Annotated in this window: 15 protein-coding genes; 13 read left to right on the top strand and 2 right to left on the bottom strand. The window is 40.1% G+C overall.

Annotated features, from left to right (window positions below; genetic code table 11):
- Positions 1-101 precede the first annotated feature (101 nt).
- The 3 genes from BPOF4_RS03705 to BPOF4_RS03715 are packed head-to-tail and all read left to right on the top strand — an operon-like array spanning position 102 to position 2863.
- Positions 102-845 (top strand): ABC transporter ATP-binding protein, encoded by a 744-nt coding sequence (locus BPOF4_RS03705; RefSeq protein ID WP_012957723.1) that lies wholly within the window; start codon positions 102-104, stop codon positions 843-845.
- Positions 842-2062 (top strand): ABC transporter permease, encoded by a 1221-nt coding sequence (locus tag BPOF4_RS03710; RefSeq protein ID WP_012957724.1) that lies wholly within the window; start codon positions 842-844, stop codon positions 2060-2062. Before BPOF4_RS03705 ends, BPOF4_RS03710 begins: the two co-directional genes overlap by 4 nt.
- A gap of 54 nt (positions 2063-2116) precedes the next feature.
- Positions 2117-2863, top strand: a complete 747-nt coding sequence (locus BPOF4_RS03715; RefSeq protein WP_012957725.1) for an EcsC family protein — start codon at positions 2117-2119, stop codon at positions 2861-2863.
- A 36-nt stretch (positions 2864-2899) separates the two neighbouring features.
- Here BPOF4_RS03715 and BPOF4_RS03720 read toward each other — a convergent pair whose 3' ends face one another.
- On the bottom strand, positions 2900-3625 hold the full coding sequence (locus BPOF4_RS03720; RefSeq protein WP_012957726.1) for a cytochrome c biogenesis CcdA family protein: 726 nt from the start codon (positions 3623-3625) through the stop codon (positions 2900-2902).
- Between the two features lie 164 nt (positions 3626-3789).
- Between BPOF4_RS03720 and BPOF4_RS03725 the strand changes: the two genes are divergently transcribed.
- From BPOF4_RS03725 to BPOF4_RS03750, 6 genes are all read left to right on the top strand, one after another.
- Complete coding sequence (locus BPOF4_RS03725; protein WP_238446481.1) at positions 3790-4287, top strand: LiaF transmembrane domain-containing protein; 498 nt, start codon at positions 3790-3792, stop codon at positions 4285-4287.
- A 47-nt stretch (positions 4288-4334) separates the two neighbouring features.
- Positions 4335-4982, top strand: a complete 648-nt coding sequence (locus BPOF4_RS03730) for a PspA/IM30 family protein (RefSeq protein WP_012957728.1) — start codon at positions 4335-4337, stop codon at positions 4980-4982.
- A 183-nt stretch (positions 4983-5165) separates the two neighbouring features.
- Positions 5166-6050, top strand: a complete 885-nt coding sequence (locus BPOF4_RS03735; RefSeq protein ID WP_012957729.1) for a DUF4097 domain-containing protein — start codon at positions 5166-5168, stop codon at positions 6048-6050.
- A 33-nt stretch (positions 6051-6083) separates the two neighbouring features.
- The gene (gene liaF / locus BPOF4_RS03740; protein ID WP_012957730.1) at positions 6084-6929 is read left to right on the top strand and encodes a cell wall-active antibiotics response protein LiaF; all 846 of its coding nucleotides are present in this window, start codon (positions 6084-6086) and stop codon (positions 6927-6929) included.
- The gene (locus BPOF4_RS03745; protein ID WP_041822231.1) at positions 6926-8026 is read left to right on the top strand and encodes a HAMP domain-containing sensor histidine kinase; all 1101 of its coding nucleotides are present in this window, start codon (positions 6926-6928) and stop codon (positions 8024-8026) included. The genes liaF and BPOF4_RS03745 overlap by 4 nt, the downstream gene beginning before the upstream one ends.
- A complete protein-coding gene (locus tag BPOF4_RS03750) occupies positions 8001-8633 on the top strand; it encodes a response regulator (RefSeq protein WP_041822596.1) in 633 nt (210 codons plus the stop codon). Before BPOF4_RS03745 ends, BPOF4_RS03750 begins: the two co-directional genes overlap by 26 nt.
- A 38-nt stretch (positions 8634-8671) precedes the next feature.
- On the opposite strand, the gene BPOF4_RS03755 is transcribed toward BPOF4_RS03750, so the two are convergent.
- Entirely contained in the window at positions 8672-9133 is a 462-nt protein-coding gene (locus BPOF4_RS03755) for an antibiotic biosynthesis monooxygenase family protein (RefSeq protein WP_012957733.1), read from the bottom strand.
- 218 nt (positions 9134-9351) lie between these two features.
- Between BPOF4_RS03755 and BPOF4_RS03760 the strand changes: the two genes are divergently transcribed.
- The 4 genes from BPOF4_RS03760 (at position 9352) to hemY (ending at position 15159) form a co-directional block, all read left to right on the top strand.
- Positions 9352-11502: a transglycosylase domain-containing protein gene (locus BPOF4_RS03760; RefSeq protein ID WP_012957734.1), complete on the top strand. Its 2151-nt coding sequence runs from the start codon at positions 9352-9354 to the stop codon at positions 11500-11502.
- A 244-nt stretch (positions 11503-11746) separates the two neighbouring features.
- The gene (hemE, locus tag BPOF4_RS03765; RefSeq protein WP_012957735.1) at positions 11747-12790 is read left to right on the top strand and encodes a uroporphyrinogen decarboxylase; all 1044 of its coding nucleotides are present in this window, start codon (positions 11747-11749) and stop codon (positions 12788-12790) included.
- Positions 12791-12815: 25 nt separating this feature from the next.
- Positions 12816-13748 carry a ferrochelatase gene (gene hemH, locus BPOF4_RS03770; protein ID WP_012957736.1) on the top strand — a complete coding sequence of 311 codons (933 nt, stop codon included), beginning with the start codon at positions 12816-12818 and terminating at the stop codon, positions 13746-13748.
- A gap of 7 nt (positions 13749-13755) precedes the next feature.
- On the top strand, positions 13756-15159 hold the full coding sequence (gene hemY / locus BPOF4_RS03775; protein WP_012957737.1) for a protoporphyrinogen oxidase: 1404 nt from the start codon (positions 13756-13758) through the stop codon (positions 15157-15159).
- Positions 15160-15173: the final 14 nt, after the last annotated feature.

Below are 15173 nucleotides of genomic sequence, written 5' to 3' on the forward strand. Positions count from 1 at the left end.
TAGTCATTCATTTGGTACAATCAAAAGGATATAAGCATCTAAGAATTTTATATAAATGAATAGAATAATCAGAATTAAACCAGGGAGGCGGCAAACAAACGATGAATCAACGTTTAAAAATAGAACATCTTACTGGGGGATATCACCCTAAAAAGCCAGTGCTGCATGATGTGAATTTCTCTGTTAATCAAGAAGAGATTGTTGGGTTAATCGGCTTAAATGGAGCAGGGAAAAGTACGACCATTAAACATATATTAGGACTGCTTGAGCCTCATGAAGGCCGTGTCACTATTGAAGGAAAGACATTTCACGAAGATGCCAATGAATACCGTCGTTCATATGCGTACATACCTGAAACTCCTATTCTATATGATGAATTAACATTATGGGAGCATCTTGAATTAACGGCGCTTGCTTACAATCTTGATCAAGCAGTATTTGAAGAGCGTGCAGAAGCCTTGCTTAAAGAATTTAAAATGACAAAAATGAAAAAATGGTTTCCTAGTCATTTTTCTAAAGGGATGCGCCAAAAAGTCATGATTATGAGTGCATTTTTAGTGGAGCCGCCTGTGTATATCGTCGATGAACCGATTGTTGGTCTTGACCCGATTGGTATTCAGTCTTTTCTCAATTTCATTTCTGATATGCGAAAACGCGGTTCAGCTATCTTAATGTCTACCCATATTCTAGCGACGGCAGAACGTTATTGTGATCGCTTTGTCATTCTTCATCATGGAAAAGTGGTGCTAACTGGTACACTTGATGAAATGAGAAGTCAGCTAAAGATGCCTGAAGCCACATTAGATGATATTTATATTGAGATGACAAAGGACGCGGTCCTATGAGGGATGGGATGACTCTTTGGCGTGAGCGGACCAGCTCTTACTGGAATGAAGCGATACGTTATCTACGCTTAATTGGAAACAGCGGTTTTTTATTTACGGTTTACTTTCTCATCCTAATTGGAAGCTTCTATTATAGTCAGGCATTAGAAGAATTACCGGAAGCATTCCCTTCTTTATGGGTTTTTACAGTCATCTTTGCGATTGTTTTAACAAGAGGACGTATCAGGACATTTGTGAAGCAGGCAGATGTAGTGTTTTTACTGCCTTATGAGTCAAAGCTCGATCGATATTTCAGAGCTTCTCAGATCTATTCATACATTCTGCAATCTTTTGTGATGCTCGTTATCTTTATTGTCTTGGCACCACTTTTTGCATTAAGAATTTCAAATGAATCAGGAAGCTTCTGGTTTGTACTACTAATGCTGCTTATCGCAAAAGCTTGGAATGTAGCGAGCACTTGGCAAGAGCAGCGTTTTGCTAGCGGTCAGGAGAGAGGATCACACTTCCTATTACGACTTATGGTGAATGGAGTATTTACTTACCTGTTATTTTCAGGTGCTGATTTTATCTATTTTATAGCTGTAGTTGGAATCATGGCACTGTTGTACGTGTTCTATTATCAAAAACTAGCTGTGAAGCTTTCAATTAAATGGGAACATTTAATTTCCGTAGAGCAGAAAATGCTGATGTTCTTCTATCGTATTGCTAATGCATTTACGGATGTGCCGCAATTAAAGGAACAAGTGAGAAGCCGCTCGTATTTAAACGGAATGCTCGGATTCTTATCGGCGAACAAAAAAAGCGTGTATCATTATTTATTTGCGCGAACATTTATTCGTGCAAATGACTACTTAGGAGTGTATGTAAGGCTTGTCGTCGTTGCGAGCTTCTTATTAGCCATACTGCCAAACGGATGGATGGAGCTTGCTGTTTTTCTTTTATTTATGCATATGGTAATGATGCAGCTGTCTACGTTATGGTTCCATTATGACACGAATATGTGGGTAGACCTATATCCGATTGAACAAGGAGACAGAAAAGAAGCACTTACGACGATCAGCTTCAGGCTGCTGCTCGTTATGACTGCTGTCTTAACAGGAGTTTTATTGGTCAGCTCTACTTATTTAATTACAGCAATTGGCCTTGCAATAGGAATATTGTTTAGCTATCTCGGAAGCACCACATGGATTCATAAGCGCAAAAAGCAGGCATGGTAAACTCATTTTTCTCATTTATTAGTAGAAATGATTGGATATAAAAGGAGTGTGCTAATGTATAAGGAAAATGCCAAAGAAGAAGTCACGCGCTGGAAAAGGAAGCTGTTAAAACGTCCTTCAATGGCAGGCCGTTACACAAAAAAGCTTCAAGTGAAAATGAATACAATGATACCTGAGAGGGTTCATACGGTGGTAACGACAGGTATTAGAAATATGGTTCAAGCTACGTTAACTGGAACAGAGCATACTGCCAATAAAGAACCCTTGTATGATTTAAGTTTAGAAGAACGTGAAGAAAAAGTAAGACAGCTGATCAAATCATATAAACGAACAGCAGCTGCTGAGGGCGCAGGTACTGGTGCTGGTGGCATTCTGCTTGGTTTAGCTGATTTCCCTCTATTGCTCGGAATAAAAATGAAATTTCTCTTTGATGTAGCCCAGGCATATGGCTATGATGTAAGAGATTACAGGGAGAGACTTTTTGTCTTGCGTCTTTTCCAGCTTGCCTTCTCAAGCGGGGATAAGCGTATTGAAGCTCTGAAGCGGATTGAAGAGTGGGAAGAGGAGTACAATTATCTACCTAGTAAAAGAGAGTATATGGAGCATGTTGATTGGAAAGAGTTTCAATTAAACTATCGTGACTTTATTGATTTACCGAAAATGCTGCAGATGATACCAGGCTTTGGTGCTATCGTTGGGGCAGCAGCTAACTATCATTTTCTTGATCTGCTTGGGGAGACGGCAATGAATAGTTACAGAATTCGATTATTTGAACAAGAAAAAAACGGAGAGGATCTATAAATTGATCCCTCCGTTTTTTTGTGAAGAATTCTTCCATTACAAATTAAAAGGTAAGTTTGTAGCAATGCGCTGCAGGTAAGCAGAAATAATACTGAACTGTCCTGTAAATAAAAGAATACCCAATGCTACCATAATTCCTCCGCTCACTTTTTGAATCGTAGGGAGCCACTTGTTCAGGCGGCGCATTTTATCAAGGGAGCGAGACCATAGAAGCGCTACTGCGACAAAAGGAATGCCTAAGCCAAATGAGTACATTAAGAGTAAGAACATCCCACTCCACATTGTATCTGCCTGACTTGCTAAAAATAAAATGGATGAAAGAACTAAACCGATACACGGCGACCATCCCGACCCAAATAGAAATCCAAGCAGAACAGATCCTGCAAAGCTGCTTGACTTATGTGGTTTTGCTTTTATTCGTTTATCAGATAACAGCATCCGTATAGAAATGACGCCCATCATTTGTAAACCGAAAATCGTAATAATGATTCCGCCAATCTGCTCTATAAGTGGTCTATAATCCCAGAAAGCCTGCCCGATGAGTGATGTGGAAAGGCCAAGTAAAAGGAAAATGCTTGTAAATCCCATTACAAAGCCCAGACTTCTCATTAAAATAATCTTTCTGTCAGCGGCCACTTTATTACCTGTCACTTGTGTTCCAGTTAATTGTGCTAAATAAGCCGGCATTAGTGGAAATACACAAGGGGATAAAAAGGATACAATCCCCGCAAGAAACGCAAGCCATATCGTTACTTCACCCAATAACGTCACCTCCATATACTACTAGTCCATGCAAAAGCAAGTAAAACTATTCTATCATTTCACTTATGAAAGAAAAAATCCTTAAGCTTGTTCGTACAAAGTATATACCATAACTCTAATTTATTTCATTTGAAAAACAATTTGTTCACTGAAGTGACAAAGAAGTGACAAAGGTCCGAGAGAAAGATCAGTCTAGAGGCGGAGAGCAAACCGTGCTCAGGCAAGGGGTCAATTTTGATGCTGTTTCCTACAATAGAAGTAACGAAAGGCAAGGAGGGGTGAAAATGAGAAGAGCAGCAAAAGCGTTAGGAGGAGCGATCCTATTATTCATTGGTGTAAGCATTCTCCTTAGTATGTTTGGTATTCATTTAGGAGGTTTAATCAGCTTAGTGCTAGGAGCATGGATGATGTACCTTGGTTATACCAAATGGCAGGAAACCGGATGGTCTCCATCGAGTATTGTGTTATTAGCTCTAGGTGCCGTCATTTTATTTGGAGGAATGGGCGGTGTCGTCAGTTTAGCGATTGGCCTCTTGCTTGTTTACTTTGGCTATAAGTTAGTTGTCCAAAAAACAGAGCAGGAAGAAGACGAAGATGAAGATAACTATGGATCTGATTATGACTCTTTAGATGCAGAGTTTGATCGATTAATAAAAAAATAATAAATCAAGTGTTAAATACCAAGTGTTAAATACAAGGAGGAATTAAAATGTCAGCATTGAAAAGAATTGAGCGGTATATTAAAGCAACGATACATGAGGGATTAGATCGTATTGAAAATCCAGAAATGATGGTGAAGCAGCATATAAGAGATGTGAAAGAATCGATAAAAAAAGCTGAACGTACGATTCAAAAGCAAAGGCAGATTCAGGATATGCTTAAGCGTGATAAAGACATGACAGAAAGATTAATGGTGAAAAGAGAGGAACAGGCTCTAGAGGCGTTAAAGTCTGGTGAGGATCAGCTTGCAAAAAAAATATTACTTGATAAAAAGCAACTAGCCAATCAGGTGGTTCGATATGGTGAACTGACTCATAAAAGCATGGAAGTGAAGCATTATTATGAAGTAGAAATTGAAAAGCTCCAAGATCAATATAAACAATTACGTGAAAAGAAAGTTGAACTAGCCTTAAGAATGCAGTCAGCAAAAACACATAAACATGTAAAACCAGCTCAAAAGCAATCGTTAATAGATCTTGATGACGAATTTGAGCGATTTGATGAGCAGCTGATGATAAGGGAAGATAGAGTGATATCATCATCTAGAAGTGATTTATTTGAGGCAAATAATGAAATCGAAGTAGAAGATGAAGTGCGTCGGTTACAAGAAAAACTGAATGAACAAGCATCTCATTAAGCAAGGGATCTCCCTTGCTTTTTGTTCCAACAAATATTCAGTCAAATCTTCAATGAAATCTTATCGAATGATCAATTAACAAAAAGAATATTGGCTGAAGGAAATATTTTCTATATACTTTGTAGGTGAGTTTATAAGTATCGAGTGTAAGCGTGATGAAAGCTGAGTGCAGGGGAGGATTTTATGAAAAAAATTGCTGGGGTCGCTTTGATTATCATCGGAGCTGTGCTCTTTTTATCAACTTTTGGTTCCTTATCGGTTTTTAATTTATCAGGTCTTAATAATGGAGGAGAAAAAGTGGAAAATGTAGATCAACCTTTAGAAGGAAACACGGAATTATTCATTGAAAGCACCTCTGTTGATATTAGAGTAGAACCGTCATCCAATGAAAATATGAGTGTGGATGTGATCGATAAAAGACGAAACCAAACATTACGTGTAGAAGAACGTGGAAATCGACTTACAATAAGAATGGAAGAAAGAAACAGCATCTCTATTCCGTTTTTATCCCCACGAAGAAGTACAGAAATGATTATATATATTCCTGAAGTCGATATTTTCTCATTTGAGGCGAAATCTGTATCAGGAGACATAACAATAAATACCCCGCTTGAAAGTGAAGAGGTATTTTTAAAAACCATTTCAGGGGATGTTCATTCTAGCCACATAACCGCTGATGAGGTCTCAATCCATTCCACCTCAGGCGATCTCCAAGCAGATTCTATTGAAAGTGAGAAACTAGTCATAAAGAGTACGTCTGGAGATATTGAGGTAGAAAGTTTCAGTGGAGAACTAGATGCTAATACCGTTTCAGGAGATATTTTGGTAACATATACACACGATCATAAAGATGCTCATCTGAAAACGGTATCCGGTGATATTACGATGTGGGTAAGAAATTTAAATGCCCAGGTAGATTTAAAGACAACCTCAGGTGGATTTACGATCGATGAGCAATTAACAGAGCAGCAATTTCAATCGAAAAGTTTAAAAGGAACAGCTGGAAGCGGAGAATATGTTGTTACGGCTGTCACTGTATCGGGTGATACCAAATTATTAAATAAATAGTGGTAGTGAACGTAGAGGAAAGGGGGAGTGTGGATGAGTAAGCATGGGTTAATTGGAGTTATTGTGGTGATCCTTGGAATTTGGTTTCTGATGGGTGTGCTTAGCTTTGCAACAGGCGGATTAATTGCCCCGCTCATCTTCTTCTTCCTTGGTTATTATTTTTATCAAAACAAACGCAAGCTGATTGCGGCTATTTTCTTTATCATCAGCGGCAGTATTCTTTTAGATCAATTATTTTCTATTAATTTTATTGGACTTATTTTAGCTGTTATTTGTTTTTATTACGGACTTAAATTAGTGAAAAGCCAGAAGAAGACAAAAAAATCTCATGCCGAACGCGAACGAAGGCTTAAGATCACACATGAAGAGGCCCCTAAGCAAACACCTGTGAAGGAAAATACATCTAAAAGTGAGCAAGAACCCTTCATTTCGGAGGGAGACCTAGATCACTCTGTTTCTCCTAGTGGTTCTACTTCAACTTCATCCAAAGCTCAACAGGCAGCCTATGAGCCGATTGTAAGAAAAAACTTTGTTGGAGATATCCATTACATGAACCAACAGTTTGAATTGCGAGATTTAACGATATGGTCTGCCCTTGGAAGCGTAAAAATAGATCTGTCAAAAGCAATGATTTCAGAAGGTGAGACCATTATTGTTATTCAAGCATTTATTGGAGAGGTCAATGTGTATGTCCCGGATGATTTAACAGTAGCCGTTCAAGCCTCTTCTCTTGCAGGAGAATTAACTGTTTTTCATGAGAAACATTCAGGTATTAATCAGCAAGTGAGTCTGGCACCTTCTCAATACAAGCAGTCAAAAAGAAGAGTGAAGCTGGTCATATCAATGGCACTTGGGGAAGTGACGGTGAGAAGGATATGAAAATGAGACTTGCCCGCCTTCTCTGGCAGTTTATCCGTCATAATGTGTTCTTAGCTCTTTTAATGACCATCTTTGCAGCTTTTTTGTTAACGTATCAAGAACCGAGAGGACTTCTTTTATTAATTGATCTCCGATTAATTGAAATTCCTCTTTTTGTCTGGCTGATAGCGACGTTTTTACTTGTTGGCATCATAGCAGGCGTCATTCAAGCTCTGCCTTTAAAAAGGAGAATTGATGAAGTCGTGCATGGAGCCATGCGTTTTGAGAGAGGTACTTTTTCTCATCGACTCACAGAACAAGGAGCCGATGAGCTGACTGAGCTTGCAGTCCGGATGAACCGGATGGCTGCTCAAATTGAAGAGCAAATCGCTTCCCTTCAAAGGCTTTCTACAGAAAGGGTTAAGATGCAGGATACCGTCAAGAAGGCTGCTGTCACAGAAGAGAGACAGCGTTTAGCAAGGGAGCTTCATGATGCTGTGAGCCAGCAGTTATTTGCCATCTCCATGATGACTGCTGCGTTAAGGTCGAGTGATGAAAAACAGGAAGAACAGTTAGAAATGGTAGAAAAGATGGCGAACACCGCTCAAGCTGAGATGCGTGCACTATTGCTTCATTTACGTCCGGCTCACCTAGAAGGGAAAAGCTTAGAAGAGGGAGCGGGGCAGCTGTTTTTAGAATTAGAAAAAAAGCATGATGTAGAAGTAAGCTTCCTCGTTGATATTGATTCAGACCTGCCACAAGGGATAGAGGATCAAATGTATCGTTTAATTCAAGAAGCGATCTCAAATATTTTAAGACATTCAGAAGCTAATGCAGTTGAGTTCTTGTTAAAAGAAATGCCTCAAGAGGTCATCATGAAAATCATCGACAATGGAGTAGGATTTAAAGTAGATGATATTTCGCAGGAATCATACGGACTTCAAACGATGAAAGAACGGATGAATGATATCGGAGGAGTATTGAATATTGTATCCGTACCACTACAAGGAACACAGCTGGAAGTGAAAATTCCTATTGCATGGAAAGGTAATGAGAAAGATGAACACAAGGGGGAGCGAAATGGGGAACAACCTGGTGAAAGTACTCTTAGTGGATGATCACGAAATGGTCCGTATGGGGATGTCTGCTTTTCTTCAAACACAGCCTGATATTGAAGTGATAGGCCAAGCTAGTAATGGACTAGAAGGGGTAGAGATGACCAAACGGCTCGAGCCAGATGTCATTGTAATGGATCTTGTGATGGAGAAAATGGATGGTATTGAAGCCACAAGAGCCATCATGAAGGATAAACCTCTTAGTAAAGTGATTGTTTTAACAAGTTTTATTGATGATGAGAAAGTCTACCCAGTGATTGAAGCTGGCGCGTTTAGCTATTTACTCAAAACATCGTCGGCCAAAGAGATTGCTCAAGCGATCCGTCAAGCTGCGGACGGGGAACCTGTACTAGCTTCGAAAGTAACGAATAAGATGATGAACCATATGAGGTCGCAAAAAGAAAAAGCGTTGCATGAAGAATTAACCCCTCGTGAATTAGAAGTGTTAAAGCTGATAGGTGTGGGGCAGTCAAATCAAGAAATAGCTGAGAGTTTATTTATAGGAATTAAGACGGTCAAAACACATGTCAGTAATATTCTTCAAAAATTAGCTCTTGAAGACCGTACCCAGATTGCTATCTATGCTCATAGGCACGGGCTCGTAAAATAAACAAAAACGACACGAGCGTGTACTCGAGTCGTTTTAAATTAAATCGTATATTCTGTCACATATGAAGGCCGTGGGAAAATCGAGGAGCCAAGTCCTTCTTTTGTCCCGCGTTTTTTATGAGCGTGGTTATAGGCATTCGATTCCTGCCATTTCTTGAAGTGTTCCTTGCTTTCCCAAACCGTCATCACAATGTAGGTGTCAGATGTTTCTGGTCTTAAAATTCGTATCGCTTTAAAGCCAGGCTCCTTCTCGACTAAACCAGCACGATTTTGGAATCTTTCTTCAAACATTCCGCGCCCTTCTGCTGTAACAGGGATATTATTTAACACAACAAATCCCGCATCAGGTAGGCTTCCTGTTTCATTTAAAACAGAATATACTTCACCAGCTCCTGAATCCTCTCGTGTATCTTCAATGTAATATACGTTTTGTTGTGCGGATGTAAGTTGAATCGATGCAGCATCGTTGAATGGCACTTTTGATATAACCACTTTTCTCACACGCATTTCCCTCCTAAGGATTATCTTTGACTTATTCATATAAAATAGGTTTTGAAACATTTAGCTAGGTTTCTGCGTAGAAAGTATATCGCATTCACTCGAATATTGGCAAAAGAGATGATTACGATTAAAATAAAGGCAATCTCAGTTATAATAGAAGACTTGGGTTAGAGTGGCTGTTATGAATTGGGATATACTAGTAATAAAGGAGGGATGGTATGCTGCTTAAACGAATATCAATTGCCATAATCTTTGTTCTTTCAACTGTGTTGATAGGACTCGTAGGATATCTTATTATTCTCCTGGCGGGTAACTTCGCTATAGATAATGAGAAGCTGGTAATGAGTGCAACAACCTCTCTCGTCGATGAAGAAGGCGAACTCTTAACGAAATTATATATTGAAAATAGAGAAATTGTATCGATTGATGATATACCAGACCATGTTGAACAAGCTTTCGTAGCGATTGAGGATGCGAGGTTTTATGAACATCAAGGAATTGATTTTCGGGCGATAGGAAGAGCAGTATATAGAGATATTTTAGCGGGTGCTAAAGTTGAAGGTGGAAGTACAATCACTCAGCAGCTGGCAAAAAATGTCTTTTTATCAAATGAAAAAACATGGCTGAGAAAAACAAAAGAAGTCATGATTGCCATGAACCTTGAGCGGAAATACAGTAAAGATGAAATTCTTGAGATGTATTTAAATCGTATCTACTTTGGACATGGTGCATATGGGGTCCAAGCGGCCTCTAAATTGTATTTTAATAAGCCTGTTAGTGAATTGACGGTTGATGAAGGGGCTCTTTTAGCAGGGCTTCCAAAAGCACCGAACAGCTACTCGCCAATCTCAAACCCAGAGCGCAGTAAACAACGTCGTGATGTCGTGTTATCGGTCATGGAGCAAAGGGGCTATATCACAGCAGAGGAATCTGTTCGTTATAAAGGACGCACCATTGCAGTGGACCATAATAAGATTACAGAAAATGAGGCTTTTCTAACGTATATTGACATGGTGTTAGAAGAGGCTGAACGTAAATACCAATTATCGAGTCAAGAGGTACTGTCTGGCGGCTACAAAATTGTTGTACCAATGAATCAGAAGCTGCAGCAATCTGCGTTTGAACGCCTGCAAAATGATGATTATTTTCCTGATGGAAATGAAGGAGCAGAAGCAGCAGCCGTATTTATGGATGTAGAGACAGGCGGTGTTCTTGCGGCACAGGGCGGCAGGGAATATGTACGCCGCGGATTAAACCGAGTAGAATCAAAGCGCCAGCCTGGATCAGCATTTAAGCCATTAGCTGTATTTGCACCCGCACTTGAAGAGGGAGATTATGGACCATACTCAATGCTTCGTGATGAACCGCTCACATACGGTGATTATTCACCGCGTAACTTAAATGGTGAATACAGCGGGCAAATAACAATGTATGATGCAATTACGAACTCCACGAATGCGCCAGCCGTTTGGTTATTAAATGAGCTCGGCGTTAAAGAATCTACTCGTTTTCTAGAACATTTAGGGTTAGATATTCCTGATAAAGGCTTATCCATTGCACTTGGCGGCTTAGAAGAGGGAGTTACTCCACTTGAAATGGCTAAAGCGTACCGAGTATTTGCAGGGAATGGAAAGGTAGTCGACCCTTATTTCATCTCGGAAATCTATGATCGTAATGGTGAACTTGTCGGGCGAGCAAATCAAACGGAAACGGAAGTCATTTCACCTCAAACTGCTTGGTACATGACGAGAATGCTTGAATCAGTCGTAAAAGAGGGGACAGCTAGAAGCGGGAATGTGGAAACACCTTTAGCAGGGAAAACAGGTACAACCACTTTCCCTGGGGTAGAAGGAGGAACGATGGATGCCTGGTTTGTCGGATACACTCCTACTGTAGTTGGCTCGGTGTGGATGGGATATGACACCACTACGACAGATCAATACTTACTAGGCGGCAGTTCCTATCCAACAGTTATGATGAAGGATATTATAAATGATTTAGACGATCCATTGAAAAATGTTGCCTTTAAAAAGCCAGATCAAGCAGAAGAGCTTCTGCCGCCAGTAAGGTTAGCCCAAATAGAGGATTTATCGGCTAAACTGCAAATGGGCGGCGGCGGTCTGATGAGTGTAGAACTTGATTGGACAGGCTCTGATGATGAACGCGTGTATTATCATGTCTATGAGATTTATAAAGGAGAGCGTGAGAGGCTTGCGACAGTGAGAGGAAACAGCGAATACATTGTCAGCCGCTTTAATCCTTTTTCAACTAAACAATATGAGGTCACTCCTGTAGATTCTGTGACGAATCAAGAAGGAGATCCATCGAACAGAGCGGAAGCTGAATTTAATTTTGGGTTTGGATTTTAATGTGAATTAGAACGCTAAAAAAGAATGGCTGATCTTTAGGCCATTCTTTTTTCATGAAAATGCTTGAAACATGCAAGCAAATAGCATCATTTAGACAAAAACATTCATCAATTTTATGACAGTTTCAAAGGATGGCTATACACTACGTTGTATGGTCATTATAGTAAAAGAGGTAGAAAACATGATTTTTTGTACGGATTCGATTAAACTAATACATAGTGAACTTTGAGAAAGGTGTGGCAAGATGACTCAACCAACATTTAACGATACATTTTTAAAAGCCTGTAGAGGAGAGGCGCACGACCATGTACCTGTATGGTATATGAGACAAGCAGGGCGCTCACAGCCAGAGTACCGTAAAATTAAAGAGAAGTATTCTCTTTTTGAAATTACTCATCAGCCAGAGTTATGTGCTTATGTTACTAAACTCCCAGTGGATCAATATAACAACGATGCGGCGATTTTATATAAAGACATTATGACTCCGCTTCCAGCAATCGGAGTAGATGTGGAAATTAAATCTGGCATTGGTCCGGTTATTGATAATCCGATTCGTTCAAAAGGCGACGTTGAAAAGCTTGGGATGATTAACCCAGAAGAGGATGTACCTTATGTACTTGATACGATTAAGCTTCTTCGTGAGCAATTAACCGTGCCATTAATTAGTTTTGGAGGAGCGCCGTTTACGCTTGCAAGCTATATGATCGAAGGCGGTCCATCAAAGAATTACAATAAGACAAAAGCATTTATGTATGCAGAGCCTGAGGCGTGGCATATGTTAATGGACAAGCTTGGTGATGTCACAATCACGTATGTGAAATCACAAATTGCAGCAGGTGCGCAAGCAATCCAGATTTTTGATTCATGGGTGGGCGCTCTAAATGTTGCTGACTACCGTGCATTCGTTAAACCTGTTATGAACCGCATTTTTACCGAACTAAGAAAAGAAAATGTTCCTTTAATTATGTTTGGTGTAGGTGCAAGTCATTTAGCAAATGAATGGAATGACCTGCCGCTAGATGTTGTAGGACTTGACTGGCGCTTATCAGTTAATGAAGCTCGTGAGCGCGGTATCCAAAAAACCGTTCAAGGAAATTTAGATCCAGCGATTCTACTTGCTCCTTGGAATGTAATTGAAGAGCGTGCGAAAGCAATCCTTGACCAAGGTATGCAGTCTGATAACTTTATCTTTAACCTAGGACACGGTGTATTTCCTGAGGTTAATCCAGATACATTAAGACGCTTAACGGCATTTGTTCATGAATATTCAGCAAAACATTCAAGATAACATTCATTTTAAGGAGTGAAAACGAGTGTCTAAAAAGAAATATGGATTACTTGTCATGGCATATGGAACACCAAGAAGTAAAGAGGAGATTGAACCTTATTATACACATATCCGCCGCGGCCGTAAGCCGTCTGAAGAAGCGTTAACTGATTTAACTGAGCGTTATGAGGCAATTGGCGGAATCAGTCCTTTAGCTAAAATTACTGAAGATCAAGCTTACGGTCTTGAACGTTATTTAAACGATCAATATGAAGATCGTCAATTTAAAGCTTATCTTGGTCTGAAGCATATTGATCCATTTGTAGAAGATGCTGTACAGCAAATGAAAGAGGATGGCATTGAGGAAGCAGTAAGCATCGTGCTTGCTCCTCACTTCTCAACCTTCAGTGTAAAATCGTATAACGGACGTGCTAAAGAAGAGGCAGAGAAAATTGGCGGCCCTGTGATTCACAGTATTGAAAGCTGGTATGACGAGCCGAAATTTATTCAATACTGGGCAGATCAAGTAAAGCAAACGATGGAGAAGATTGAGGATAAAGAAAAAGCCTGTGTGATCTTTTCTGCTCACAGCTTGCCTGAGCGGATTATTGCAATGGGAGATCCTTATCCAGATCAATTACAAGAAACAGCGGATCTCATTGCAAAAGAAGCAGGAATTACAAATTATACGATCGGCTGGCAAAGTGAAGGGAACACACCTGATCCTTGGATTGGACCTGATGTTCAAGATCTAACTCGTGACTTGTACAATGAGCATAGATACACGTCAATGGTCTATTGCCCAGTAGGATTCGTAGCTGACCATCTTGAAGTTCTTTTTGATAATGATGTGGAATGTAAGGTAGTTACTGATGAGCTTGGTATTGATTATTACCGTCCGGAAATGCCTAATGCAAAAGACGAATTCCTTGATTGCCTAGCAACAGTGGTCTCTAATAAGCTTAAAGAGAAAGAGTGAGCGTCTTATGGAAAGTAAGAAGCGAGTAGCGATTATTGGCGGTGGAATGACAGGTCTTGCAGCCGCGTTTAAGTTAGAGCAGGCTAAGTCACATGAGGGTATTCATTACGATCTATTTGAAAAAAACGACCGGTTAGGTGGAAAAATTCAAACGATTGTACGTGATGGATTTGTGATTGAGCGTGGACCTGATTCTTTTTTAGCGAGAAAGCAAAGCATGTCACGTCTTGCTAAAGAAGTCGGGCTAGAGGGGGAGCTTCTATCTAATGATACGGGTCAAGCTTACATTTTAAAGGATGATACGCTTTATCCAATGCCAAGCGGTGCTGTGATGGGGATCCCGACAGAGCTTAAACCATTTGCAACGACAAAATTATTTTCGCCGCTAGGGAAACTGCGAGCACTCGGGGATTTCTTTATTCCGCCTGTAGTAGGCCGTGATGAAGACGTGTCTCTTGGTCACTTTTTTAGAGCGAGACTTGGAAACCAAGTGGTTGATGATTTGATCGAGCCGCTCTTATCAGGCATCTATGCAGGGGATTTAGATAAACTCAGCTTAAAAGCAACGTTCCCTCATTTTCAACAGCTTGAATCAAAACATGGCAGCCTGATCAAAGGCTTGCAGGCGACACGGGGCAAGCAGACTCAAGCGAAGGATTCAGCAGGTAAGAAAAAAGGGATGTTCTTAACGTTCGAAAGAGGGCTTGAATCATTTGTTGAAGCCATTGCAGCAAGGCTTGATCAAAACTCTGTTCATACCGGGGTTCAGATTGACAACATTCAAAAAGATGCAGATGTATTTAGGTTGACTTTTGATGATGGAACCATAAAAGAGTATGATCAAGTGATTATTACTACGCCTCCTCATGTTACAGCTAAAATGCTTGGTGCTTATGATTATTTTAAGTATTTTAAAGAATTAGAGTCGAGCACTGTAGCAACGGTGGCATTAGGGTTTCATAAGTCTGCTGTCGATAATCCGTATGAAGGTACAGGATTTGTGGTATCTAAGAAGAGTTCATTTGATATTACTGCTTGTACATGGACACACAAAAAGTGGCGTCATTCTACACCTGAAGGGCATGCATTACTCCGAAGCTATGTTGGGCGTGCCGGAGATTCAGACATTGTGTATAAAACGGATGAAGAAATTGTAGCGGCTGTAATGAAAGATTTAAAACAAATCATGAATATAACAGGTGAGCCGTTATTTTATGAAGTAACTCGCTGGAAGCAATCGATGCCGCAATATGCTGTCGGCCATACGTATAAGATTGCTAAAATGAGAGAAGATATCGCGCGCCACCTCCCAGGGCTTCATATAGCCGGAGCAGGGTTAGATGGTGTTGGCTTGCCAGATTGTATTGATCAAGGGGAAAGAGCTGCAGAGTGCATTTTGCAATCGATATAAGTATTAAAACAGGA

The organism is Alkalihalophilus pseudofirmus OF4, from assembly GCF_000005825.2.
GTDB classification, from domain to species: Bacteria; Bacillota; Bacilli; order Bacillales; family Bacillaceae_D; genus Alkalihalophilus; species Alkalihalophilus pseudofirmus.